The sequence below is a fragment of the Paraliomyxa miuraensis genome, from assembly GCF_026337845.1.
Taxonomy (GTDB): domain Bacteria; phylum Myxococcota_A; class Polyangia; order Nannocystales; family Nannocystaceae; genus Paraliomyxa; species Paraliomyxa miuraensis.
In genome coordinates this window covers 1-24,321 of sequence record NZ_JAOVZF010000132.1, presented here as the reverse complement: position 1 = coordinate 24,321, position 24,321 = coordinate 1, and the positions used below count along the sequence as shown (strand labels likewise).

General features: G+C 69.5%; 18 protein-coding genes and 1 pseudogene. 7 read left to right on the top strand and 12 right to left on the bottom strand.

Annotated elements, in window-relative coordinates:
* Positions 1–13: 13 nt before the first annotated feature.
* Positions 14–1,108: a biotin synthase BioB gene (gene bioB / locus OEB96_RS04070; protein ID WP_266214105.1), complete on the bottom strand. Its 1,095-nt coding sequence runs from the start codon at positions 1,106–1,108 to the stop codon at positions 14–16.
* A gap of 64 nt (positions 1,109–1,172) precedes the next feature.
* On the bottom strand, positions 1,173–3,218 hold the full coding sequence (locus OEB96_RS04065; RefSeq protein WP_266214104.1) for a WD40 repeat domain-containing protein: 2,046 nt from the start codon (positions 3,216–3,218) through the stop codon (positions 1,173–1,175).
* 135 nt (positions 3,219–3,353) lie between these two features.
* On the opposite strand from OEB96_RS04065, the gene OEB96_RS04060 reads away from it, so the two are divergent.
* The 6 genes from OEB96_RS04060 to OEB96_RS04035 are packed head-to-tail and all read left to right on the top strand — an operon-like array spanning position 3,354 to position 9,046.
* Positions 3,354–4,403, top strand: a complete 1,050-nt coding sequence (locus OEB96_RS04060; RefSeq protein ID WP_266214103.1) for a thiamine pyrophosphate-dependent enzyme — start codon at positions 3,354–3,356, stop codon at positions 4,401–4,403.
* Between the two features lie 4 nt (positions 4,404–4,407).
* Positions 4,408–5,391 carry a pyruvate dehydrogenase complex E1 component subunit beta gene (locus OEB96_RS04055; protein ID WP_266214102.1) on the top strand — a complete coding sequence of 328 codons (984 nt, stop codon included), beginning with the start codon at positions 4,408–4,410 and terminating at the stop codon, positions 5,389–5,391.
* A 25-nt stretch (positions 5,392–5,416) separates the two neighbouring features.
* Positions 5,417–6,757: a dihydrolipoamide acetyltransferase family protein gene (locus OEB96_RS04050; RefSeq protein WP_266214101.1), complete on the top strand. Its 1,341-nt coding sequence runs from the start codon at positions 5,417–5,419 to the stop codon at positions 6,755–6,757.
* A gap of 55 nt (positions 6,758–6,812) precedes the next feature.
* Positions 6,813–7,502, top strand: coding sequence for a hypothetical protein (locus OEB96_RS04045; protein WP_266214100.1), 690 nt, complete (start codon positions 6,813–6,815; stop codon positions 7,500–7,502).
* Positions 7,503–7,530: 28 nt separating this feature from the next.
* Entirely contained in the window at positions 7,531–8,148 is a 618-nt protein-coding gene (gene mqnB / locus OEB96_RS04040) for a futalosine hydrolase (RefSeq protein ID WP_266214099.1), read from the top strand.
* Between the two features lie 19 nt (positions 8,149–8,167).
* Positions 8,168–9,046, top strand: a complete 879-nt coding sequence (locus tag OEB96_RS04035) for a 1,4-dihydroxy-6-naphthoate synthase (RefSeq protein ID WP_266214098.1) — start codon at positions 8,168–8,170, stop codon at positions 9,044–9,046.
* Positions 9,047–9,083: 37 nt separating this feature from the next.
* Here the strand turns inward: OEB96_RS04035 and OEB96_RS04030 are convergent, their stop codons facing one another.
* Complete coding sequence (locus OEB96_RS04030; protein WP_266214097.1) at positions 9,084–10,289, bottom strand: hypothetical protein; 1,206 nt, start codon at positions 10,287–10,289, stop codon at positions 9,084–9,086.
* A 245-nt stretch (positions 10,290–10,534) separates the two neighbouring features.
* On the opposite strand from OEB96_RS04030, the gene OEB96_RS04025 reads away from it, so the two are divergent.
* The gene (locus OEB96_RS04025) at positions 10,535–11,614 is read left to right on the top strand and encodes a hypothetical protein (protein WP_266214096.1); all 1,080 of its coding nucleotides are present in this window, start codon (positions 10,535–10,537) and stop codon (positions 11,612–11,614) included.
* 84 nt (positions 11,615–11,698) lie between these two features.
* Here OEB96_RS04025 and OEB96_RS04020 read toward each other — a convergent pair whose 3' ends face one another.
* The 9 genes and pseudogenes from OEB96_RS04020 to OEB96_RS46600 all read right to left on the bottom strand — a co-directional run.
* Positions 11,699–11,881, bottom strand: coding sequence for a hypothetical protein (locus tag OEB96_RS04020; protein WP_266214095.1), 183 nt, complete (start codon positions 11,879–11,881; stop codon positions 11,699–11,701).
* Positions 11,882–11,960: 79 nt separating this feature from the next.
* Positions 11,961–12,557 (bottom strand): cob(I)yrinic acid a,c-diamide adenosyltransferase, encoded by a 597-nt coding sequence (locus OEB96_RS04015; RefSeq protein ID WP_266214094.1) that lies wholly within the window; start codon positions 12,555–12,557, stop codon positions 11,961–11,963.
* A 51-nt stretch (positions 12,558–12,608) separates the two neighbouring features.
* The gene (locus tag OEB96_RS04010; RefSeq protein ID WP_266214093.1) at positions 12,609–14,669 is read right to left on the bottom strand and encodes a 3'-5' exonuclease; all 2,061 of its coding nucleotides are present in this window, start codon (positions 14,667–14,669) and stop codon (positions 12,609–12,611) included.
* Positions 14,670–14,673: 4 nt separating this feature from the next.
* On the bottom strand, positions 14,674–16,860 hold the full coding sequence (drmB, locus tag OEB96_RS04005) for a DUF1998 domain-containing protein (protein WP_266214092.1): 2,187 nt from the start codon (positions 16,858–16,860) through the stop codon (positions 14,674–14,676).
* The gene (gene drmA / locus OEB96_RS04000) at positions 16,857–20,297 is read right to left on the bottom strand and encodes a DISARM system helicase DrmA (RefSeq protein ID WP_266214091.1); all 3,441 of its coding nucleotides are present in this window, start codon (positions 20,295–20,297) and stop codon (positions 16,857–16,859) included. Before drmA ends, drmB begins: the two co-directional genes overlap by 4 nt.
* 162 nt (positions 20,298–20,459) lie before the next feature.
* On the bottom strand, positions 20,460–20,987 hold the full coding sequence (locus OEB96_RS03995) for a hypothetical protein (protein ID WP_266214090.1): 528 nt from the start codon (positions 20,985–20,987) through the stop codon (positions 20,460–20,462).
* A gap of 63 nt (positions 20,988–21,050) precedes the next feature.
* A complete protein-coding gene (locus OEB96_RS03990) occupies positions 21,051–22,397 on the bottom strand; it encodes an HD domain-containing protein (RefSeq protein WP_266214089.1) in 1,347 nt (448 codons plus the stop codon).
* Positions 22,398–22,580: 183 nt separating this feature from the next.
* Positions 22,581–23,123, bottom strand: a complete 543-nt coding sequence (locus tag OEB96_RS03985) for a hypothetical protein (protein WP_266214088.1) — start codon at positions 23,121–23,123, stop codon at positions 22,581–22,583.
* A gap of 78 nt (positions 23,124–23,201) precedes the next feature.
* Positions 23,202–24,296: pseudogene (locus OEB96_RS46600) on the bottom strand (type IIL restriction-modification enzyme MmeI); the annotation flags it as partial.
* Positions 24,297–24,321 lie beyond the last annotated feature (25 nt).

The window sequence follows — 24,321 nt, the reverse complement described above, 5'->3', positions numbered from 1 at the left end:
CCTTCCCCGTGCGCTATGCGACCACGGGCAAACGCGCGCGCACGGGTGCGGAGTGCGGCTCACCGGGCGTTGGCGTCGGGGTCGCGCGCGTCAGCTCCGGTCGCGCCTCGTGGTCCGTGCCGCAGCCGTACGGTCGCAGCCCCAGCTCGTCCAGCATCCGCAGATCGTCCTGCGGGCCGCGGTTGGGCGTGGTCAGGAAGTCGCCGATCATCATGCCCGACGCGCCCGCGGTGAACATCAGCGGCAAGAGCTGCCCCAGGTGGGTCCGCCCCGCCGCGATGAAGATGTTCTGCCGCGGCAGGAACAGGCGGTAGGCGGCGATGATCCGCAGGATCTGCAGCGGCTGCAGCGGCTCGACCTTCTGCAGCGCGGTGCCGTCGATGCTGACCAGGAAGTTCAGCGGCACCTCGTCCACGTCGAGCTCTCGCAGCGCCTGCGCCAGCTCGACCCGATCCGAGGGCGCCTCGCCCATCCCGAAGATCCCACCCACGCAGGTGCGCAGGCCCTTGGCCTTGGCCCGTCGGATCGTCGCGATGCGCTCGTCGTAGGTGTGCGTCGAGACGATCTTGGCGAAGTAGCTGCGGCCGGTCTCGAGGTTGTGGTTCAGCTCGGTCAGGCCCGCGTCGACGAGCCGGTCGAGCGCAGCCTCCGACAGGAATCCCACCGAGGCGTGGGCCTCGGTGTGGCCCGCCTCCCGCACCGCTCGGATCGCGGCCTCGACGTGGGCCAGCCCCTTGCTGTCGTCGGGCAGCCCGCGGGTGGCGGTGACCAGCCCCAGCGCGGTGGCGTGGTGGTCACGTGCCTTGATGCTGTGCGCCACGACCTCGTCGATCGGCGTGAACTTGCTGGCGGTCACGTGGGTGGAGAAGTGGCGCGACTGCGAGCAGAACCCGCAGTCCTCGGGGCAGCCCCCCTCCTTGGCGTTGACGATCGAGCACAGGTGCACGCGGTCGGCAAAGCGCGCCCGCCGAACCCGATCCGCCGCCGCCATCAGGTCCCACACGTCCACGTCCTCGGAGAGGAACGCCAGGAGGGTGGGGGCGTCGACGGCGTGGTCGTCGCCCGCCAGGATCCGATCGGCGAAGACGGCGGGGTCGGGGCGGCTCATGACGAGGAGGTATACCAGGGAACCAACGCTCGGGGATCGTGGGCGGAGGCCGGTGCGCAGCGGATCAGCCCCGCGGCAGCTCCACCATCCACAGCTTGCCGATCGCATCGCCTGCGGCGATGGCGTGCGGCCCCGTCGTGGTCACCGCCAGCACCTCGGCATCGCAGCGGATCACGGCCAGGCACCAGCCCGTCGATGGGTCCCACACTCGCACCGTGCGATCGGCCGACGCCGAGACCAGGCGACCGTCGGGCCACGCGGCCAGCGCGTTGACCCGGGCCGTGTGCCCCAGGAGCGTCGACAGCCGCGTGCCCGTCTCGAGCGACCAGATCGCGATCTCGGGCTCGTCGGTCGCGGTCGCAAAGCTGCCATCGGCCAGGGCCACCATCGCGTGCACCGACTGCGGCGGGGGCAGCAGGGCGCCCACCGTGCGCTCGGACGACTCGTCCCACAGGCGCACGCGGCCGTCGGACGACAGCGACACCACCGGGCCGTCGGGCACCGAGGTCAGGGCCATCACCACGTCGGGCACCGTCACCAGCGCGCGCTCGGAGTCGAGATCCCACAGGCGTATCGTCTTGTCTCCCGAGGCCGAGACCACGCGGCCGCCCGGCAGCGCCGCCACGCGCTGCACGTCGAGGCGGTGGTCGGCGATCACCACGTCGGCCTTGCCGGTCTGGGGATTCCAGCGCCGGAGCGAGCCATCGCGCGACACCGAGACCACGCGGCCGTCCTCGAGCGTCGCCAGTCCGTTGATCCACAGCCGATGACCGCGCCAGATCGCGATCATGCGGCCCGAGACCGGGTCCCACTCGCGGATCGTGCGATCGCGCGAGCCCGAGACCACGTGCCCGCCGGGCAGCGTGGCCAGGGCCGTGATGCCGTCGGTGTGCCCCAGGTGCTCGCTCGTCGTGGGCTCGATGGACCAAAGCCTCACCGTGTGATCGTCCGAGGCGGTCGCGAGCCGCTCGGGCCCCAGCACCGCCATCCCGTTGATCCCGCCCTCGTGTCCTCGCAGGATCATCGCCTCGCGGCGTGCATCCACGTCCCAGATCCGCACCGTGTGATCCTGGGCCGACGACGCCAGCCGACCGTCGGGCAGCACTGCGAGCGCCTTGACCTCGAACGCGTGGCCCTTGAGCGTGGCGAGCTTGCGCCCCGATCGATCCCAGATCCGCAGGCGTCGATCCCCCGAGGCGGTGACCAGCCGGCCATCGGGCAGCACCGCCAGCGCCAGCGCGCGCTTGCGGCTGCGCTCGAGCGTGGCGAACGGGCAGCCCGCCGCCACGTCCCACACCGAGATCGTCTCGTCGCCGGTGGCCGACAGCACGCGCCCGTCGGGGGCGATCGCCAGCGCCTGCACGCGGCCGCGCAGCACCGTCTTGGTCTTGCCCGTGTCCAGGTCCCAGATCCGTCGCGTGCCGTCGTCGGAGGCCGACAGCAGCCGTCCGTCGGGGAGCAGGGCCAGCGCCCAGATCGGGCCCGTGTGTCCCTCGAGCACGTCGATCGGCCGTCCTGCACCCACGTCCCAGATGCGCACGGTGGCGTCCACTCCGCCCGAGATCAGGCGGCCATCGGGCAGCACCGCCAATGAGCCCACCGGGCCGCCGTGTCCCTTGAGGATCGCCAGCCCCTCGCCGTACGTCGCGTCCCAGATCCGGATCGTCGCGTCCATCGACGACGACGCCAGGCAATCGTCGGGCAGCGCCACCACGGTGTTGACCCAGCCCTTGTGCCCGCGTAGCACCCGGGGCCAGCCATCGTCGGGCAGCGGGTGGCGCAGCCGCGGCAGGGGCGACGACCGGCGGTCGAACAGCCGCTTGTGCAGCGCGGGGGCTCGGCCCAGCAAGCGGTCGTACAGCAGCATGGGCAGCGCGTCGGGATCGTCGGTCAGCCAGTCCGAGCACGAACCGATCGCGCGCGCGAGCACGATGATCGCCTCGGCCGCCTCGGGCGGAACCACCTTGGCCAGCCGTCGCAGCGATCGCTCGAGACCCAGGCCGCCCTCGGTGCGCACCCGGTGGGTCAGCGCTTCCACGTTCAGCGTGGCCGCGACGACGGCGTTGGGGTCGTTGGGGTCGACGCGTGCGGGGGGCTCAGGCGGGCTCATGGGCACGGGCGTGACTGCGAGGATACGCGCCCCGGCAACCAAAGTGCCCGTGATTTCGTCGTTTCGTGACGATCCGCGCGAGCGTGACGAGACCGATGCTAGCCTCCGGCGCCCCCCTTCCAAGGAGGTCCCCCCGTGAGCCCACCGAGCGCCGAGACATCGCCTGCCCCCGTGGCCGGCCGCGATCCCGACGAGCTGCGTCGCCTCTACACGCAAATGCTGCGGATCCGCCGGTTCGAAGAGGCCGCCGCGCGAGCCTACACCCAGGGCAAGATCAGCGGCTTCCTCCACCTCTACATCGGGCAGGAGGCCATCGCGGTGTCCACCGCCGAGCTGATGAAGCCGGGCGATCGCGTCGTGACCACCTACCGCGATCACGGGTTCGCAGTCGCGCTCGGCTGCGACACCGGCGCGTGCATGGCCGAGCTCTACGGCAAGAAGACGGGGCTGGTCGGCGGCAACGGCGGCTCGATGCACTTCTTCGCCAAGGACCACGGGCTGTGGGGCGGATACGCGATCGTGGGCGGCCACGTGCCGGTCGCCGCCGGCCACGCCTTCGCCTCCAAGTACCTCGGGGACGGAGCCGTCACCCTGTGCTTCCTGGGCGAGGGCGCGATGCACATCGGGGCCACCCACGAGGGCATGCACCTCGCGGGGCTGTGGCGGCTGCCGATCGTGTTCGTGATCGAGAACAACCAGTACGCCATGGGCACCCCGCTGCGGCGCCAGACCGCCGTCGACGACCTCACCGTGCGTGCGCCGTCCTATCGGCTCACCTCCGATCGCTGGGTGGTGCGCGACGTGTTCGAGACCCGGGCCCGCCTGGCCAAGGCGATCGACCGCGCGCGCAACGACGAGCAGCCCGGGCTCGTCGAGCTGCTGACCTACCGCTTCCGCGGCCACAGCATGAGCGATCCCGGCAAGTACCGCACCAAGGACGAGGTCGAGCAGTGGAAGGAGCGCGACCCGCTGTTTCGCGCCGAGGCCGAGCTGCGGGGCCAGCACGGCATGTCCGAGGAGGACCTCGAGGCCATCGACGAGACGGTCTGGGGGGAGATGGACGACGCCGTTCGCTTCGCCGAGCAGTCGCCGCATCCGGAGCCCGAGCATCGCTTCCTCGGGCACCTGGTCGAGGACGACCTCGCAGCCGCCGCCGGCCACGAGCCCGTGCAGGAGGGGAATTGACGCCATGCCACTGCTTCAGATCCGCGAGGCGCTGCGCGCCGCCATCGACGAGGAGATGGGCCGTGACGACCGCGTGTTCGTCATGGGCGAGGAGGTCGGCTACTACGACGGGGCCTACAAGGTCACCGAGGGCCTGCTGAAGAAGTACGGCGAGAAGCGGGTGGTCGACACCCCGATCGCCGAGGCCGGCTTTGCCGGGGTGGGGGTCGGGGCTGCGATGGCGGGGCTGCGCCCGATCATCGAGTTCATGACCTTCAACTTCTCGGCCGTGGCCTTCGATCAGATCCTGAACAACGCGGCCAAGCTGCGGCACCTCTCCAACGGGCAATTCACGCTGCCGATCGTGTTCCGCGGGCCCAACGCGGCCGCGCACATGCTCAGCTCCACCCACAGCCAGGCGTTCGAGAGCTTCTACTGCGGGTTCCCGGGGGTGAAGGTGATCTCGGTCGCCACCCCCTACGACGCCAAGGGCCTGCTCAAGTCCGCCATCCGTGACGACAACCCCGTGATCTTCTTCGAGAGCGAGGTGATGTACTCGGTCAAGGGCGAGGTGCCCGACGAGGAGTACCTGATCCCGATCGGCAAGGCCGACATCAAGCGGCCCGGCGACGACGTCACCGTGATCACCTGGGGGCAGGGGGTCGCCGTGGCCCTGGCCGCCGCGCAGCTGTGCGAGGCCGACGGTCTGCAGTGCGAGGTCATCGACCTGCGGACCCTGCGGCCGCTCGACGACGAGGCCGTGCTGACCTCGGTGCGCAAGACCAACCGCGCCGTGCTCGTCTATCACGGCTGGCCGTACGGCGGCACCGGAGCCGAGATCTCCGACCGGATCCAGCGGCTGGCCTTCGACCACCTCGATGCTCCCGTGGAGCGGGTCTGCTACGAGGACGTCAACATGCCCTACGCGGAGAACCTGGAGAACCTGGTGATCCCCAGCCCCGAGCGCGCCGCCGAGGCGATCAAAAGAATCGCATACGTTCGCGTGTAGACCGCACCGAAGGACACCAACAACGATGGCCAAGATCGTCGAGCTTCCCCGACTCTCCGACACCATGGAGGAGGGCGTCATCGCCAAGTGGCACGTCGCCGAGGGCGACAAGGTCAAGCGCGGTCAGCTGATCGCCGAGATCGAGACCGACAAGGCCACGATGGAATTCGAGTCGTTCGACGCCGGGGTGGTGCTGCGTCTGCTCGCCCCCGAGGGCGAGACGATGGCGATCGGCACGCCGATCGCGGTGCTCGGCAAGCCGGGCGAGGACGTCGAGGCGGCCCTCGCGGCCCACGGCAGCGGCGGTGCGACGGCGGCTCCGGCCGAGGCGGCGCCCGAGCCAGCGGCCAAGGCGGCGCCCGAGCCTGCGCCCGAGCCGGCGGCGGCTCCGACCGAAGCCGCCGCTGCGCCGGCCCCCTCCGCCACGCCGGCCCCGCCCGCGTCCCCGGCCGAGGGGGATCGAGCCCCGGGTCGCATCGCCGCCTCTCCGCTCGCGCGTCGGCTGGCGCGCGAGCATGGGATCGAGCTGTCGTCGATCACCGGCAGCGGGCCGCATGGTCGCGTCATCAAGACCGACGTGGAGGCCGCGGCGGCCGGCCGAGCGGCGGCCCCCGGGGCCGCGCCCGCGGCCGCGTCGGTGCCGGCCGGCGTCGAGCTCGACGCATCGGGCCGTCCGCTGCTCGTGCGCCCCGACGAGCCGGTCAAGCTCTCGCAGATGCGCAAGGCCATTGCGCGGCGCATGAGCCAGGCCAACGCCGAGATCCCGCACTTCTACCTCACCACCGTCGTCGACATGGATCGCGCGGTCGCCCTGCGGGATCAGCTCAAGTCGGCCATCGAGGCCAAGGTGAGCTTCAACGACCTCGTGCTCATGGCTGCGTCGCGAGCGCTGCGCGTCCACCCCGAGGTCAATGCCTACTGGGACGGACAGACCGTGGTGCGCCGCGGCAACGTGCACCTCGGCGTCGCGGTGGCGGTGGACGAGGGGCTCATCGTGCCCGTGGTGCGCCACGCCGATCAGAAGGGCCTGCGCGAGCTCGCCGAGCAGGCTCGCGACCTGGGCCTGCGCGGGCGCGACAAGAAGCTCGCCCCGCAGGAGATGAGCGGCAGCACCTTCACCGTGTCCAACCTCGGCATGTTCGGCATCGACGAGTTCTCGGCCGTCATCAACCCCGGTGAGGGTGCGATCCTGGCGGTGGGGGCCATCGCCGACACCGTGGTGGTCGTGGACGGCCAGGTCGGGGTGGGCAAGCGCATGAAGATGACCCTGGCCTGCGATCACCGCGTGATGGACGGGGCCACCGGCGCCAAGTTCCTGGCCACCATGCGTGGCCTGCTCGAGCAGCCCCTGGCCATGCTCGCCTGACCCCCTGGCCCGACCGCGCTCGCGTCTGGGGGCGTTTGTTGGCACGATTGCGGCGGTGCCCGACATGCGTGCCTTCGATCGTCCGCGGATCCCTCGCGTCGCCCTCCACACCGGCCTGGGTCTGCTGCTCGGGTGGGCGGTGGGCTGCAACCTCAACGTCGTCTCGGTCTTCACCTGCCTCGAGGATCAGAACTGCATCGACGAGGGGGGCGAGGGCGGCGTGTGCGAGCCCAACAACCTGTGCACGTTCCCCGACGAGAGCTGTCCCAACGGCAAGCGCTGGCACGATCGCGCGGCCGAGCTGGCCGGCAAGTGCTACGAGGATTCCGATCTCGGCGGCGGCACCGGCAGCGACACCGAGGCCGGGACCGGCACCGACAGCGGCAGCGACGGGGGCTCGTCGTCCGGCAGCAGCTCGACCACCCTGCCGGCCGATGGCAGCAGCTCGGGCGAGCCGCCGCCGATGACCGAGTCCGGCGACAGCAGCAGCGGCGGCATGCCGGGGGTCTGCGACGACCTGTTCGGGGCCGTGCCCGGCTACATCCCGTGCGAGGAGACCCCCACCACCTGCTCGTTCAACGCCACGCTGGGCATGACCAGCTGCGACGCGATGTGCATGATGTTCGGGGCCACCTGCGCCGAGACCTTCACCAACACCGCCAGCGACTGCGCGTCCATCGACGTGGCGACCACCTGCGACGACGCCACCGCCAACGACCACATCTGCGTGTGCAACAAGCCCTAGGTGGCGTCGTGCGGGAAGGAGGACCCACGTGCTGACGCTCTACGTCTACGCCGCCGCGCGGGAGGGCGAGCCGTGGGCCAGCGATCCTCGCACGCTTGGGCTGGGCGTGGGCAAGGTCGCCGCCACCATGACGCTCACCGAGCGCATGCTTGCCGATCGGCCCGAGGCGGTGGTGCTGTTCGGGGTGGCCGGGGCCTACCCTCGCGGCCCCGAGGTCGGCGAGGTCTGCCTGGTCACCGCCGACTGGCTCGCCGACGAGGGCGTCATCACCCCCGGGGGCTTCCTCGCGCTCGAGGATCTGAGCCTGGGCGAGCGCGGGCCCTACGTGGCCGACATGATGCTCACCGACGTGCTCGACGCCCGTCTCGGTCGCGGCCTGCGGCGGGTCGTCGGCGCCACCGTCTCCACCTGCTCGGGCACCGATCGACGCGCCGACGAGCGCATGGCCGCGTGCCCCGGGGTGGCGGTGGAGACCATGGAGGGGGCCGCCGTGGGGGCCGTGTGCGCGGCGTTCGGCGTGCCCTGGGCCCAGCTGCGGGTCATCAGCAACCGCACCGGCAATCGCGATCTGGCCGGGTGGGACCTCGAGGGGGCGCTGTCGCGGCTGCACGAGGCGATGGACTGGCTGCTGCCGCCTGCGTCGTGAACGCGCCACTGGGTGACCCATGTCCGAGCCTGCCGTGTCGTCCCCCGCCGTGCTGTCCCTGGGCTTCTCGCCGTGCCCCAACGACACCTTCATGTTCGACGCGCTGGTGCACGGTCGGGTCGACGCGGGCGGCCTGCGCTTGTCGGTCGAGATGGACGACATCGAGGTGCTCAACCGCCGGGCGCTCGGGCTCGACTCGCGGCCGCCGCTGTCGGTCACCAAGGTCAGCGTGGCGGCCCTCGGTCGGCTCACCGCCGATCATGCCGTGCTCGATGCTGGCGCCGCGCTCGGCCGGGGCTGCGGGCCGCTCGTGCTGCGGCGAGCGGACGACCGCTCGCGCGTCGGCCTCGGCGAGCTCGCGGGGGCTCGCGTGGCGATCCCCGGCGAGGCGACCACCGCCAACCTGCTCCTGCGGATCTTCGGTCCCGCCAGCGTGCGGCGGGTGGTGATGCGCTTCGACGAGATCATGCCCGCCCTCGCGGCCGGTGAGGTCGACGCGGGCCTGGTGATCCACGAGAGCCGCTTCACCTATCCCGATCACGGTCTTGCGCTGGTGGCCGATCTCGGGGAGCGCTGGGAGGCCGACACCGGGCTGCCGCTGCCGCTCGGCGTGATCGTGGCGCGGCGCGAGCTACCGGCGGCCACCATCGACGCCGTGCAGCAGGGCCTGCGCGCCTCGGTGGAGGCCGCCTGGGCCGACCCCGACGCCTCGCGCCCCTACGTGCGTGCGCACGCGCAGGAGCTGTCCGACGACGTCTGTCGCCGGCACATCGAGCTCTACGTCAACGCGTTCTCGGCCTCGCTGGGAGACGAGGGGCGGCGGGCGATCGAGCGGCTGGTGCAGCGCATGCGGGAGGCGGGGGTGATGCCCGCCGACGCACCCGGGCCCTGGCGCTGAGCCTCGCCGCGGCCGCCGGCGCTCGTGCACACCCCGCTCACGAGGCCTGCTCGAGCGTGGAGTTCGTGTGGGTCACGTACGCATGGACCAGCCGCAGCAGGGGGGCGGCCTCGCCGTCGAGCGCCTCGTGCTCGGCGACCACCGCCAGGTCGCGGCGCACCTGGGCCGCGTGCTCCTCGGTGGTCGGCAGCGTGTAGCTGGCGCGCCAGCAGCCGTGGGCGTCGACGAACACGCCGCCGAGGATCGCCCCGGTGAGCTCGAGGCGCTCGCACAGCGGCCGGTGCTGCGCATCGCACGGGACCTGCACCACCAGGGTCTCGAAGCCCTCTGCCGCCGCTGCGGTCACGCTGGCCCGAACGTCGACCCCGGGGTGGGGGTCGACGACGGTGCGGGTCGCGGTGTGGATCCGATCGCTGATCTTCGTCTTGCGCAGCCGAGCCCGCTGCGTGGGCGCGCCCTCGAGGGTCTCGTGGAGCTGCGACACCCGGCACGTGTGGGCGAAGAACGGCATCTGGGCCGCGGTGAGCACCGGCATCGGCGGACGGAGCTCACGGGGCAGGCGGCAGTGATGGCTGGTGGTGAAGCGGCCGAGCCCGGTGCGGTCCGAGCGACGCAGCAGTGCCTGGGCCAGCGCGGCGCCGCGGCGCTCGTGCAGGCGTGCGTGCCAGGGGGCGACGGCGTTGGCCTGCACCGTGAAGTTGCTGGGGTGCAGCGCCACCGTGTGCAGGCCCAGCGCATCGGCGGTCGCCTTGGCGCCGCGGGCGAGGGTGGTTGCGTCGGTGATCGCGGCGTACTCGGGGATCGTGCCCAGCAGGCGCTGCATGGGCCGGAGCGCGCGCGCCGGGAGCTGCCGGCGCTGCCACGCCGAAGCGACCGCCCCGCGACCGATCTCGACCGTGCGCGCCTCGTGGTCGAGCACCAGGCTGAACGTCCCCACGCTGATGGTTCGGCCGTGCTCGTCCACCGCGTCGACCAGCACGCAGATCGCGTCGAGCTCGCGCAGGTCGCCGCTGCGGGTGCTGGGGACGATGACCGTCTCGAACAGGGTCTTGGCGTCGTCGAACGCCCCGTAGAAGTAGCGCTCGCCGTCCTCGACGGCCCACGCGTCGCGGATCAGCCGGCGTGCCGCCTCGGCGTCCTCCCACGTTCGCGCCACGCGGATGATCACGCCGTCGTCGTCGCGGGTCTCCAGCCAGTGCCAGGGGTCGAGGGTACGCTCGGCGGTCGCATCGTTCGTGGTCATCGCGGCATGGGTGGAGCAAGCGATGTGCCAAGCGCGATGCGGCCACCAAGTGCGTGAAAGGACGGGGTGGGGGTGCACGAGGCGACCCGTCGATCGGTGCGCGTGGTGGCTAGAGCCGTGGTGAAAGAAACTGCAATATCCAGCGAAATCGGCCGAAATTCATCGACGGGCGGCCGGCTGCGAGCGCGAAGCGTCGTGCTCGCTTCGCGCTCGCATGGGTCGATTTTGGCCGTACGATGCTCGTCATGCGTGGTCGGTTCGTCGTTGGTGGCTCGGTGCTGGGCGTGATGCTCGGTGCGTGTGGAGGCGGGGACGAGGCGCGGCCGGACTCGGGCACCTCGGGACCGGTCGTCACGCTCCCCATGTCGACCCTCGACGGCACGCTCGATGCGGGCGACACCGCCGAGCGCCTCGACCTCGGGGGTGGTCTCGACCTGCCGCTACAGCCCATGCGCTGCGACAAGATCGATCTCGTGTTCGTGGTCGACAACTCCGCCTCCATGTACGACGAGCAGCAGAGCCTGCTGGCCAGCTTTCCCAGCTTCATCGCCGAGATCGAGGCCGTGCTCGCGGGCGACGACTATCGGGTGCTGGTGATCGACACCGACATCGGCGACGGCTGGCCGTGCTACGAGGCCATGTACAACTCGTTCGATTGCGGGCTGTGGTGCGGGGCCAACTGTCCGGCCGGCTGCAACTGCGAGTGCAACTCGCAGCCGTGCGCTCCGTTCTCCGACGTGCCATGCGACGCCAGGCTGGGGGCGGGGCGGGTGACCAGCGGCAGCGGCGTGCCCTGTGGGCTGCCCGCGGGGCGGCGTTACTTGCTGTCTGGCGATCCCGATCCCAGCGGGAGCTTCCAGTGCATGGCCTCGGTGGGGATCGAGGGCGAGCCCAACGAGCGGCCCATGCAGGCGCTGTCCGCTGCGCTCGGCGAGCTCGCCCAGCCCGGCGGCTGCAACGAGGGTTTCCTGCGCGACGATGCCTTGCTCGTGGTCACCGTGGTCACCGACGAGGACGACTCGCTGGCCTCCCTGGGCGACCCGCCGCAGTGGAAGGACGTGCTGGTGCAGCTCCAGGGTGGCCACGAGGGCTCGGTGGTGGTGCTGGCGCTGATCGGCGACTCCGATCTGCCCGGGGCCGTGTGTGCGCCGTTCGATCCCGTCGACAACAGCGGGGCCAACCCTGCCGTGCGGCTGCGGCAGTGGGCCGAGTCGTTTCCCTACGGATCTTGGGCCTCGGTGTGCGAGCCCGACTACGTGCCGCTCTTCCACGATGCGATCGAGACCATCGACACCGCGTGCGAGGAGTTCATCCCCGCCGGGTGAGGGCGCACGAGCGGGGCGGGTGGTGCGGGCTCGGAGCGAACTCGGAGCGAACGCGGCGGATGGGCCAGCGGCGGGCTGGTGGCGTCAGTCCTGGCGCTGCGTTCGGGGGATCACCCGGCCGCCGTCGTCGAGGACCTTCCAGAACTCCGGCCACATGGGGATCTCGACCAGCGTGGGCACGACCTCGTCGTAGTTGTGCGGGTAGGTTCGCCGCAGGAACGCCACCACTGCCTTGGGCGAGGGTGCCTCGAGGAAGTGGGGTTCCATGATGGGGAACTCGTAGCGGAACTTGCGAAGCGCTGGCATCTGCGGGCTCGCGGCTGGGCGGAAGTGGTCGGGTGCGGGCTCAGGTCGAGGCTGGGTGCCACAGCGGCTCTTCGTACTCGAGGCGGTGGGCCACCGCGCGGCCGAGCACGAACAGGTAGTCGCTGAGGCGGTTCAGGTAGCGCAGCGCCTCGGGGCGCACCCGCTCGCCCTCGGTGTCGGCCAGCCGAAACGCCACCCGCTCGGCCCGGCGGCACACCGTGCGTGCGAGGTGGCAGCTCGCGCCCACCGGGCCGCCGCCGGGGAGGATGAAGCTGCCCAGCGGCGGCAGCGGGCCGTTCCAGGCGTCGAGCTCCTTCTCGAGCCGCTCGACGTGGCGAGGATCGATCCGCAGCTTGGGCTCCTCGACATCGGCGGTGGACAGCTCCGCGCCGAGGTTGAACAGCTCCTGCTGGATCCGCGCGAGCTGGGCGTCCATCTCGTCGAGGACCACCTCGGCGCCCTGGCGCCGAGGCTCGCGAGCCAGCTCGATGCGGATGAGGCCGACGCACGCATTGAGCTCGTCGACGGTGCCGTACGCCTCGAGGCGGGCCGCGTGCTTGCGCACCCGTCCGCCGCTGGCGAGCATGGTGTCGCCGGCGTCGCCGGCCTTGGTGTAGACCTTGGAGATGTAGACCATGGGCCGGGGGACGGTAGCACGGGGTTGTACTCGTGCCACCGCAGCGGGTCGTCAGGTTGGGCCACCCTCGTGGCTCAGCCCGTCGAGGAACGGGCTTGGCGCACCTGCCCAGCTCAGCATCAGCTCGTCCCTGGCTCGCGTCATGGCCACGTACAAGAGCCTTCGCTCGCGGTCCTCGGCTTGCTCGCGATCCTGAGGATCGCCGAGGTGCCGTAACAGCCCTTCGCTGGGGACCTGCCCTCGGGTACAGCCGACCAGCAGCACGGCCTTGAACTCGAGCCCCTTGGCTCGGTGCATCGTGCCGAGTCTGACCACACCTCGTGGTGGGCGCTCATCATCCGCCAGCCGCCGTGTCGGTACACCAGCCTCGTGTAGCGCGGCGTCCACCTCGTCGAGCACTCGCTTCGTTCGGGCGAAGACGGCGAGCTCCTCCGGCTGCAGGCCCTCGGAGATCCACGCACGCACTCGTTCCACCGCACCAAGGTGTTCCTGGGTCACGTTCGCGTAGCCCTGCAACACGGGCGTGGGCCCCCGCAGCAAGCTGCGCGTTCGATCGCGTCGCGTTCGATCCTGGTCCTCGTCGTCGATCACGCCCAGCATGCGGTCGGCCGTGCGACGGATCTGCTCGGTGGTGCGGTAGTTGAGCTCGAGCACGTGCGAGCGCCCGCGTACGGCGATGCCATGCTTGGAGAGGCCTCCTCCGCCCGGGTAGATCCGCTGACCCACGTCACCCACGACCATCAGATGGCCCGGATGCTCGGCACACGACGCGGCCACTAGGCGCAGCTCGGGAGGCGAGAGGTCCTGGACCTCGTCCACGATGACCGCGTCGAAGGGCGACTGCAGCTCGCCGGCCTCGAGTCGGTCGGCCACCTTGCGGCACACGCCCGGCCAGTCCAGCAGCCCGGTCGAAGCCAGTCGCGCGTGTACTCCGGTGAACACCTTCCACAGGGTCTTGCGGTCACTCGTGGACAGCGGCGTGCCCCGTCCCGTACGCCGTGCCGTGCGATATTCGGCCCATGTCCGCAGCCCCTGAGCCTGCACGACGGCCGACCACTCGGAGCGCACGAACTCGAGCGAAAAGCCAGGGGCCTCACGGCGCTGCAGCTCGACCAGGAGGTCGTCGATGGCCGATTCCGAGGCCGGCTGGATCCGTGGCTCGACCCTGCGCAGCAGCGACAATGCCTGCGCATGCACCGTCGACACGGTGATCCGCTCACGCTCCGTTGGCGAGCACAGGATCCCGAGCGCTTGCTCGATGTTCTTGCACAAGGTCTTGACGAAGCTGGTCAGCAATACGCGCTGCCCCTGGCGAGCCAGGTGCCGGGCCCGATGCATCGCCACCACGGTCTTGCCCGTGCCGGCCGAGCCGCTGACCTTGACCGGGCCCTTGTAGTCGCCCTCGACCAGGGCGCGCTGCGAGGGGTGCAGGAACGCAATCCAGCGCTCCATGGGGGCCTCGAGCGCGCGCAGGAGCTCGTCCGAGTCCTCGGACACGAAGAAGCGCCGTCGAACGTCGGGATGATCCAGCAGCGGTGCATCGGCGGCCACCGGGGCGGGGGGAGTGGGTAGGTCTCCCGCCGCCAGGGCCAGCAGGCGCTCCGCCACGTCGGGCGGCAGCTTGTCGATGACGACGAGGAGCTGGTCCTCGTCGACCACCTTGCGCAGCGTGGGCAGCCAGTCCTCCGGCACGCCCAGGCTCAGCAGGTACGCATCGTCGTGCGCCTCGAGCAAGAGCGGCGCATCCGCGGGGGCAGCCTCGACCACGCGCTGCACCTCGGGAACGGCCTCCACCGTCTCCACCACCTGGATGATCCCCGTCACCGGGTGTCGGCCGACGCGGCGCCGCTCGGCCCAGCGATAGGCTTCGTCGTGATGGTCGGCGTACAAGAGCGCCCAGTGCTCTCCATCCTGGTGGAGGATGCAGCGCAGGTCCCGGGTGATTCGACCGCTCCACAGATCGCGCGAGCGCCCGGTGAGACGCTCGAGGCTGGTCCCGGGGTTGGCAGGATTGGCCTGGAAACGGTTGACGAAGTCGATCGCACGCGCTTGGTCGCGGGGCTCGAGCTTGCCCACGGACAGGAAGAACGTGTCGGCGAACATCACGGCCATTGGGTCACTCCAGGAGCGCGGGGCTCGGATCGGCGTCAGGGGTCAGCAGGATGGCCCGGGCACCTCGGGCGTGCAGCAGTGCGGCGACCGCCTCGGACTCGGGGTCGTGGGCGTCGAGCACGTGCACGAGCTTGGATCCGGCCTGTATGCGGATCACGGTACGACCGATGACGCGCCCGCGGTCGTCGGCCACCTCGCCGCCGGCCTCGAGCCGGAGCTCGTCGTGGGCGGCGAGCCGAGCAACGAACGGCTGCCACGGCTCGTCGAAGTCTTCGAGGTCGAGCTCGGTCGGAATCGGAGCAGAAAGTCGCGGGTCCACCGGGGCATCGGGAGCCGCGGGCAGCTCGGATACGTCGGCTGCGCTGATGCTGATTCCTGCGAAGAACGCAGCGTCGGGCACGCTGACGGTGGGGATGACCAGGGCACGGTCGAGCAGCTCGTTGCGTTGCTCGCAGCTGGTCTCGGCGATGAGCAGGCAGCCGTGACAGGCGGCGCCATGCAGGAACCGCTGCTCGAACGTCGCATTGGGCTCGTGGCCGGCGCAGACGGGGTCGTTGCTGCAAAGGCGCCCCATGTCGAGCGCAGTGAGCAGGTGACGCTCGATCCGCCGGCCCACCTCCACCAGGCCGCCGAGGGTTCCTTCGGCGCCCGGGGTGGCGGTGTAGAGCAGGATCCCGCAGCCCGATCCCGTCGCGTAGACGCGCTCTCGGATCGAGCTGGCCGAGTAGCCGCACTCGAGAGCGACCGCGGTGATGAGCAGGTGCGCCAGGGAATGCAGCATCACGTAGGGCAGGCCGGGGAAGCGGGCTCGATCGCGGCCGTGGGCCTGCTTCCAGGCGGAGAATCCCTCCTCGAGCCGACGGCCGTGGGCGATCACGGCGCGGCGTCGTAGCCACTGGCGGATGGCCTCGGGCCGTATGGCCACGAACACGCCCTCGCCGCGTTGCTCGGTAGCGGGGACCCAGGGGCAGTCGAGGCTGAGCGCTGCACGTCGCACATCGAGGTCGAGCTCGCCATCGGCATCGGTCATGGCGGCCTCGAAGCGAGTGAAGCCGATCTGGGCCGTCACCTCGCGTAGGCGGTGCACGAGCACGATGCGCTCGACGATGGGGACCAGCACCTCCGGTAGGCCATCGAGCGAGCGCACCGTGGCATAGAACGACTCGGAGGGATCATCGCGGCCCAGCTCGTCGGACAGGAGGGTCTCGAGCTCGGCCTGCTTGATCCCGCGGGTCTGCGTGGTCTCGACCCCACGACGGCGCTGCAGCTCCTGCCACACCAAGTCGTCGGAGAGCCCCACCAGCGCCTGGGCCACCTTCTGCTTGCGACGCTCTCGCTCGACGTCGCCAAGGTCCTCGCAGTACTGCAGGAAGTCCTCCCAGACCAGGTCGACGGCGTTGCGCAGGCGCTCGTCGGGCTCGGGCAGCGAGATGACGCTCAGCGTCTGTGAGAAGTAGGCATTGGAGGCCGAGCGGGTGAGCAGACGGGCGTGGTGGGGCCTGTCGTCCTTGCCGCCCACGCAGTCCTCGCGGGCCGAACGGCCCAGCCATGGGCGCTTCCCGTTGCAACTGCCCAGGGCATGACCCTCGGCGCCCTTGAGCGCCGACAGAGGGCGGGTTGCCTTGCAGGCCTCACAGCGCACCTGCAGCTCGGCGAGATCACCGGTGGTGCCGTGCTCGTCGAGCCACAGCTGCCCGCGGCAGGCGGTGTGATAGTCGCGGTGCGCGAACCCGATCCAGTCGATGTCATCGATGTGGCCATTGGGACACGCCCGTACGAAGCGCACCGGAACCACTGCGTGGCGCTTGCGATCGGGGCCCAGGAAGCGTCGCTTCTCGAGCGCGTTCCAGTGTACCAGCGGTCGGGTGCGGCCTCCGTCGGGCAGCTCGTCCTGGTACTGCGCCAGGAACCAGGCGGGAAACGTGAAGGTGGTGATCCCGCTGGTGGCCGCATGGGGCGAGTCGCTGTCCACTGGGGGCGCACGCAGGGTCACCTCCGACACGCCGAGCACCTCGGCGATCTTGGTGGTGAGCCGATCCTCGCGGATCGGTCGCATCTCGCCGGCCCAGTGGTCGAGGCCGCCCACGATCACCGAGTGGTCGGGCAGATCGACCAACGCACCCGGACCAAAGGTGGTCACGATCTGTGACTGACGGATCTGGCCGACGGAAGACTTGGGGGTGGGGCTCATCGGTCGTCCTCCTCGAGCTCGTCGCGGCCATCGGGGTGGCGGACCCATAGGTTGGCCGAGGGCTCCACGTCGCGCAGGCTCCACGGGGCCCGAAACTCGCGATGGCCCACGCCAGCATCGAGTGGATCGGCGAGCAGGGCAGGGTACGAGCCCATCTCCTTGGCGTACTGCAGGCCCGAGCCGGTCTGCTGGTTGCGGGTCGCGAGCTCGGCCCAGTCCTCCAGGATCCGTTCGACCTGGGCGTGAACGCGCTGCCCGAGCGCGGTCTGCTCGGGCGTGGGCAAGGTGGGGTCGTGGTGCTGGGCACGGTTGGCCAGCGTCCGTGGCACGTGGGCCACGTCCTTGCGCATGCGCGCCATGGCCACCGCTTGCGCCGGGGCGGTGAGCTCGGGCACTTTCAGACGAGCCAGCGCCACCGTGACGGCCGCCAATCCACGGTCGAGGGCGCGGGGCGAGAACGGGGTGACCGAGGTTGCCTCCACGGCGCGGTAGAACACGCGGTGCCAGGCGGCGAAGCGCTCGAGGTGCGAGCGGTCGCGGGGGCGATGGATGTTGAGGAGCGTGACCACCAGACCCGGTCGGGAGTCGTCGCGGCCCACGCGAGAGGTGGCCTGGATGTACTCGGCGGCGGTCTTGGGCTGGCCCTGCACGACCATCAATCCCAGGCGGGGGATGTCCAGACCCACCGAGATCATGTTGGTGGCCAGGGCCACGTCGATGTGGGCCTTGTCGCGGAACGGCAGGGCCAGGCGCTGCTTGGTCTCGGCCACCTCGTTGGTGGGGACGCGCGAGGTCAGCTCGAGCGGGAAGTCCTGAATGGTTCGGCGGCTGAAGGGGCCGCGTTCCTCGCCCACGCGGCGGCGTCGATGATAGAGGCGTAGTCGAGCGTTGACCTCGTCCTCGACGATCCGCCGGCTTCCTCCGAGCTCGCGCAGCGAGTTGAAGTAGCCCAGCAGCGTCATGTAGGGGTCGGCCGGGTTGCGCTCGGCCTTGGCTCCGCCGTGCTCCTCCCATGCGTGCTGGGCTGCCGCGGCCAGGGCCAGGTAGACCCGCAGCAGCACCTTCTTGGCGCTCTGGCCCTGAGCGGCCACACCGACGTAGAGGCGAGCGTTCTTGTCGGTGGAGGGGACGGTGCGGGCGAAGAACGAGTCGCGGCGATCGGGTCCCGGAGGCGGGAACACGTCGACCTCGGTGCGACCGAACAGGGCCTGGATCTGTCGGGTGGCGCGGCGGACGGTGGCGGTGGAAGCGACGATCTTGGGACCCACGCGCAGATCGTCGATGGTGCGGGTGCACAGCGCGTCGATGGCCGTCTCGTACAGGCCTGCCATGGTGCCCAGCGGACCCGAGATGAGGTGCAGCTCGTCCTGGATCACCAGGTCGGGCGGGGGCAACGGGGCGGGCAGGGGGCGGCCCTGGCTTGGCTCGGCCGGGCCGTAGAACCCCTGGGCATCGTAGCGTGGGGCTCGGCCGAACAGGACGCCGGTGCGACCGATGCGGGGCAGACCCGCGAACTTGTCGACGGTGGCGATGAGGAAGCAGGGCAGCCGGCGGTAGATCGGCTCGTCGACTGCGATCACCGGCAGCGGATTCTTGCCCCCGAAGGCGCACCGGCGGCGGCTGCAGACCACGCGAAGCTCCTGCGGTGCGTCGGCATCGGGCAGCAGCTGGAACGAGCTGCGCCCGAACTTCTGGCCGCACCACGGGCAGTCCTCGAGGGGGATCGGTGAGGGCTTGCGCTTGTCGCCCTTGCCATCGAAGCTGCGCTCGAAGGCCAGCGTGCGGGAGCGGGCCGAGTGCTTGTCCTTGTCGCCCTTGCGGCCCATGCGGTTGGGGGTGGCGCTCTGGCCGACCCACAGGCCGATCTCGAACGGCCAGGGGCCCAGTCGATCGGGCTGGTCTTGGCGGAGGAGCTCGAGCGCGCAGATGAGGGTGGTGGCGCGGCCGAGCTGATCGAGGGTGAGCAGACGCAGGGTGTAGCGCATCAGCACGCTCACCCCGGCCGAGCTCACGCCCGGGTGGCGGAGGCGTCGGAGCACGAGGGTGAACGCGGCCAGCCCCAGGTAGGCCTCGGTCTTGCCGCCGCCGGTGGGGAAGAACAAGAGGTCGACGAGGGCGCGATCGCGGTGGGTGGGCTCGGACAGGCCCCGCAGGCACATCAGCACGAACGCGAGCTGGAACAGGCGCCAGCGCGGCGGGTCGACCTCCTCGGGGGTGCACTGCTTCTCGACGGAGAAGCGCTGGCGGGCGGCGCGGGCCATCGCGTCGTTGGCGAGGGTGAAGGCGAGCAGGACGGTGGGGTCGTCGAGCGCCGCGAGGCCATCGGCGATGCGGTCGCGGACGGCACGGGCCTCTTCGAGGAGCCGCTGTGCGGTCTCGTGGCGACCAGGATCGGCGGGAAGCTGGGTGACCTGGTCCTCGATCCAGTCGCCGTAGGCGGTGACGAGCGGGCCCACCATGGAGCGGATGGCCTCGGCGGAAGGTGCCTTGGCAAGGGCCTCCATCGAGAGGTCGACGGCGAGCTTGGGCGGTGCGGTGGGCTCGACCTTCTCGACCTCGGCGCGGGGGATCCATACCGTGCGCACGCGGTGGCAGGCGCCGTGCTCGTCGAGGGTGGCGTGGACCGAGACGTTGTGACCGACGGCGTGCTCGAAGTCGTCGCGATACTGGAGGTCGGCCACCTGCTCGTCCCAGTCCTCGAGCGCGTGGCCGCGGCCGTCGGGACGGGGGACGAAGGGGCGCGGGGCCGACAGCTCGAGCGCGGCCTGGAACACGTAGCCCTCGTCACGACGGCCGCCCGAGCGGGCGGAGCGGTCGTTGACGAGGAACACGGAGACCGAGCGCGTCCCGGGGGGAACGAGGTTGGTGGAGGGGATCGGGCGGACGGAGACGACGATGCGCAGGAGTGGATCGGTGGGCAGCGGATGGGCGTGGGTGTCGGGCCGGAGCGGGACGGTGAGGGTGTCGACGTGAGGGGTGCGCTGCCAGGGGGCATCGGTGGGGACGCGGTCGTCGATCGAGGGCGGCGTGGGCTCGGTGGTGGACGCGTCGCTGGAGGTATCGAGGATCGGGGCGTAGGTGCCCCAGTGGGCGGTGACGGTGAGGGCGTCGACGTCGGCGGGGACGAGCACCGATAGGCCCATCGACGAAGGGAAGAAGGCGCGACGGGCCGCGGCGGTCTCGGGGGAGTTCTCGTCGGCGCCGAGGGTCTTGTGCTTCTCGTGCTCGTCGAGCTGCTCGTCGGGCTCGTCGTCGGTGCGGTCGTCGAGCTTCGCTCCGCGCGGGGCGAGGAAGCCCGTGAGGTACCACTTGGTGGGGGACTGCGAGAGCTGCTCGGTGGCGTGGGGGGCGTGGGCGGGGTCGGTGGGGTCGGGGCCCACGAGGTCGAGACGAAGGGCGTCGACGAGGGAGGCGCGGACGGTGGCGGAGGTGGTCATGGGCAGGGTCGTCCAGGCGCTCGAATGGCACACTAGGGTAGACCCCGGTCGTTCGGTGAGGCAAGGAGGTCCGTTTGGACCACGTCAGGCGCAGGGGAACGGTGGCGGGATGCCTTCACGATGGCGGCGGCGAGCGCCTCGTCGCATGGGCCGTGGATGACCTCAGAGCCCGAGGGTGCCGAGGAGCTGCGTGGCCTGGTCCTGGTAGGTCGCGCAGGCTGGCTTGAGCTTGAGTGCGCGAGCGAGGGCGTCACCTCGGTCGAGCCGGGAGTGACGCTCGAGGTAGATCACCGTGGCGGCAAGCTCGAGCGTGCGCCAGTGGGTCTGCTTCGTGGCATGGTGGAAGGTCGAAATCGCTTGACGCTGACGGTCCGTGAGCGCGAGCAAGCGCAGATCGTCATGGGCCTCGTCGATCTCGTAGGTGAATTGGCGACGCTGTTCTGCGGTGGTGTGCTCGCGCTCTTGCACCAAGCCCGAGGCCACCGCTTGGTCGAGCACACCCGCGAGCTGATCGGAGTAGGGGCCATAGTGGTGATAGGCGAAGTGCACGTGCTGCAGGGGCTCGAACCCCATCCGTTGCAGCAGGTAGGCCAGCTTCTGGAGCCGAACCCGTCCGTGGAGGGGGGAGTAGCCACGGACGAGCGCCACCAGGGCAGCGAGGGCGTTGCGGAGATCGTCGAGGTTGGCCATGGCGAGGATGCGGGGCGATGCGGGGCGATGATGCGGGGCGATGATGCGGGGCGATGATGCGGCTCAGGGATGGCGCGCTCCATCGTCGCGGATGAAGCGAAGGAGATCTTGGTGGATCTCGGGGGGGACGAAGAGCCTGGGCTTGTAGAAACGTCGCTCGACCTTGGCAACGATACTGCGCTCGACATCCTCGATGGGGACGATGCGCCCGCGGTCGCGGTCACGAATGCGGATGGGGGCATCGCCGCTTTCCTCGCCCTTGTAGCGGCGGTAGTTTACCCGGGAGGGCTCGTCGAGGGTCACCAGGAGCCCGACCGGGATACCCGGCACACGCTCGGTGGCGAGCGCGTGCGCGCGATCACGGATGCGGTAGTGCTGCTCGAGCCTCTCGGGCAGAACGACCGGCTTTGGGAGATCTCGCCTCCAAAGCCGGTTGGCCAGATAGGAGAGTGAGGCGTCCTTGGACCAGCGCCAGCGGTCGACGAAGTACCACACGGTGGTGTCGGATAGACGTTCGTAGTCCTCGAGTGAGATCTCTTGTCCGCGCTCCAGCAGCGCCCGCAGGGGCTCGTCGGCGGGGATCGAGGCGTCGAGCACCGATGCCGCGCACCGGAGCGTGGAGGTGAGTAGCTCGGTAGCGGCGCGGACGGTACGGTGGAAGTAGACGGCACCGTAGAGGTGGTCGAGGGCGAGCAGCATGCTCTCCACCACGTCGAATGCACGGTCGTCGACCACGACGTCCTCACCGACACAGCCGAGGTGCTCGATGAGTCGATCGATATCAGGGCGATGATTGTCGATGCCGGCCATCCGGGCATCTCGCCGGATGTAGTCGAGGCGATCGGCGTCGAGCTGGCTCGAGACCAGGGTGTGCCACCAGTGGTTCTCGTCCCGACGCGTCTTGTCGATGTACTGCGCCAGACGCTCGCTGCGCCCGCTGGAGCCGTCCTCGAGGAGGTCGTGGATCCGGGAGCCGGCTTCCGTGAGAAGGCGAACCGTCATGGCCTCGTGATCGAAGGGGACCCCGAGTTGTCGAAGGATGTCCTCGAGCGTGTGCGAGAAGGGCCCATGGCCAACGTCGTGGAGCAGCGCGGCAAGGATGGTGTCCTCGCGAGTCTCTTGGGGCAGAGGGATCCTGGAGTTGCGAACGATCGCATCGAGCATCTTGGATGCCGTCCAGGCGACGCCGATGGAGTGGGTGAATCGGGAGTGCTCGGCGCCGGGGAAGACGAGGTTGGTGACGCCGTTTTGTCGGATGGACCGAAGACGTTGAAAGGCGGGGGCGTCGATGAGCCGACGGATCAAGGTGCCGAAGGCATCGCGGGGCCACTTGATGTCGCCGTGGATTGGATCGCGGAAGATCCGCGGGCGTCCATCGAAGGGATCATCCACGAGGGGAGTAGACGTCATGGGGATCGGCAAGTCAAGGCCACACTGCGAGGTTGGGGCTCGAGGTGAAACCAATGGGGACACCGAAGCGGGGTGGGGCGTGGATGGGACGTAGGGGATCAGGCGGGTCTCGAACGTCGAATCAGTCGATGCGGTCGCATGCTCGGTTGGTCGCGACCGGGCAGCGTGAACGGTCGGCGAGGATCAATCGTCGTCGCTCGGTAGCAGCTCGAGGTTGGCGGAGGCGGTCTCCTTCTTGCGGCGCTTCTTCTTGGTGGTCTTCCACTCGCCGTCGTCGTCGGGGGCGGACGACATCGTTGGGACAGGGGAGGTGGTCTTCTTCGTAGTCTTCTTGCCGGCCTTGGCCTTGCTCGCCTTCGCGGCCTTGGTCGCCTTCTTGCCGCCCTTGGTCTTGCCACCATCGGCTGTGAGACCGGCGAGGCGTTCTTCTTCGGCGCGCTGCTGGTTGAGGTCGAGCAGGCGGGCGAGGACCTCCTCCTGGATCTCGTCCGGCCAGCGGTAGCGCCAGGGCTTGCGGCGGCGGCTGGTGGTTTCGTCGTCGTCGTCTTCCTCGTAGTCGAGGAGGAACTCGCAGCGGGGCTGGATGTCGGTCCAGCCGTAGGCATCGAGCACGGCGCGGTCCATTGCGTCGTGGAGCTCGCGAAGGCGGAGGATGTCGGGGGAGGTCTCGTCGGGGTCGTGGAAGCGGTTGTAGGTGGTGGTTAGGCCTTCGTCGTTGCGGATCATGAGGGCGGCGCGGTGGGTGTAGTAAGTTTCACCCGCAGATTCGAGAGCGAGAGTGGAACCCCACGATCGAGGCAAAGGAAACGTCTCAAAGCAATCAGAGGATGTGTATCGAAGGTCATCCTTCATGGTGGATCCAAAGAAGCGTGCCCATGTCTCATGTGTCCGGGCTTGGATGCATGCAAAGAATGCGGACGAGTCACTTGCGAACACTGAATGAGGAGTTCCGATTACAGTGCCTCTTGGAATGAAAGCAAAGGCGAGATTTCTCGAGGTGAATGGGTGCATGAGTACTCGAGGTAGGTTTGCCGTGGCGAGTCGCAACTTAGGGCGAGTCCTCTCGAATTGCCACCATGGGTGATTTGAAAGTCGGCCGGCTTGTCGATGCGCCTTGACTTTGTTCTCAAGTATTCGTAAAAGCTCTGGCCAGCACAATGCCTCGGCGAGTGACAGATCTGAAAAATCTATCACGAACCTTCGATGCATGTGGCTCGGGTGGCTGAGCATCTCTTGTCCGCCGATATACGGCTTGATGATCTCTGCGTTGCGGGGGTTCTCGGCGAGAAGATCTATCGCGTTTGATACTGGAGTGGCTCCTTCATTCTCGTTGTCGAACGTGAAGCCTGCTCCGTCTACCTTTGGCCCGGCAAACGCAATGTTGGAGTTTTCGCCGAGTTTTTGAGGTGATATGTTTGGGCCGAACGGAAATAGGTATGATGTGATTTGTTCGACGGTGTCGCCGTTGAGTGTTGCCGTGGGAGTGTGTCCCATCGTTGACTTGTAGAAATGGATGATGCTGACATTGACTGCGGCTCGTCCCGGCCAGCGAAGCCTGCGTGTCGCTGAGTATATCGTCATGCCGAGGTTTGTGATGTGCTCGAGTGCTGCTTGGCGGGTATCCCCTTGTGAAATCGTATTGGTTGCCACGAGTCCGGCCGTTCCGCCGTGGCGTAGATTTCTTGCGGTGCACTGGAAAAAGTATGCGACGAGATCTGCCTGTCCCCCGGCGGAGTCGTAGTTGGACTTGAGCCAGGATAGGTAGGTGGGGCCCAGGTCTCCGCTGATGTTCTTGCCTCCGCGAAACGGTGGGTTGCCGATGAATGCGTCGAAGCCTGGATTCGAACGATCGAATACTTCGGGAAACTCCAACTCCCAATGGAATGGATGTAGGTCAATGTCGGGGGGGGGGGGGGGGGGGGGG

Excerpts from the sequence above, each read along its gene's own strand:
- bioB (WP_266214105.1), bottom strand. The coding sequence starts at position 1,108 with ATGAGCCGCCCCGACCCCGCCGTCTTCGCCGATCGGATCCTGGCGGGC.
- OEB96_RS04065 (WP_266214104.1), bottom strand. The coding sequence starts at position 3,218 with ATGAGCCCGCCTGAGCCCCCCGCACGCGTCGACCCCAACGACCCCAAC.
- OEB96_RS04055 (WP_266214102.1), top strand. The coding sequence starts at position 4,408 with ATGCCACTGCTTCAGATCCGCGAGGCGCTGCGCGCCGCCATCGACGAG.
- OEB96_RS04050 (WP_266214101.1), top strand. The coding sequence starts at position 5,417 with ATGGCCAAGATCGTCGAGCTTCCCCGACTCTCCGACACCATGGAGGAG.
- OEB96_RS04035 (WP_266214098.1), top strand. The coding sequence starts at position 8,168 with ATGTCCGAGCCTGCCGTGTCGTCCCCCGCCGTGCTGTCCCTGGGCTTC.
- OEB96_RS04030 (WP_266214097.1), bottom strand. The coding sequence starts at position 10,289 with ATGACCACGAACGATGCGACCGCCGAGCGTACCCTCGACCCCTGGCAC.
- OEB96_RS04025 (WP_266214096.1), top strand. The coding sequence starts at position 10,535 with ATGCGTGGTCGGTTCGTCGTTGGTGGCTCGGTGCTGGGCGTGATGCTC.
- OEB96_RS04020 (WP_266214095.1), bottom strand. The coding sequence starts at position 11,881 with ATGGAACCCCACTTCCTCGAGGCACCCTCGCCCAAGGCAGTGGTGGCG.
- OEB96_RS04015 (WP_266214094.1), bottom strand. The coding sequence starts at position 12,557 with ATGGTCTACATCTCCAAGGTCTACACCAAGGCCGGCGACGCCGGCGAC.
- OEB96_RS04010 (WP_266214093.1), bottom strand. The coding sequence starts at position 14,669 with ATGGCCGTGATGTTCGCCGACACGTTCTTCCTGTCCGTGGGCAAGCTC.
- drmB (WP_266214092.1), bottom strand. The coding sequence starts at position 16,860 with ATGAGCCCCACCCCCAAGTCTTCCGTCGGCCAGATCCGTCAGTCACAG.
- drmA (WP_266214091.1), bottom strand. The coding sequence starts at position 20,297 with ATGACCACCTCCGCCACCGTCCGCGCCTCCCTCGTCGACGCCCTTCGT.
- OEB96_RS03995 (WP_266214090.1), bottom strand. The coding sequence starts at position 20,987 with ATGGCCAACCTCGACGATCTCCGCAACGCCCTCGCTGCCCTGGTGGCG.
- OEB96_RS03990 (WP_266214089.1), bottom strand. The coding sequence starts at position 22,397 with ATGACGTCTACTCCCCTCGTGGATGATCCCTTCGATGGACGCCCGCGG.
- OEB96_RS03985 (WP_266214088.1), bottom strand. The coding sequence starts at position 23,123 with ATGATCCGCAACGACGAAGGCCTAACCACCACCTACAACCGCTTCCAC.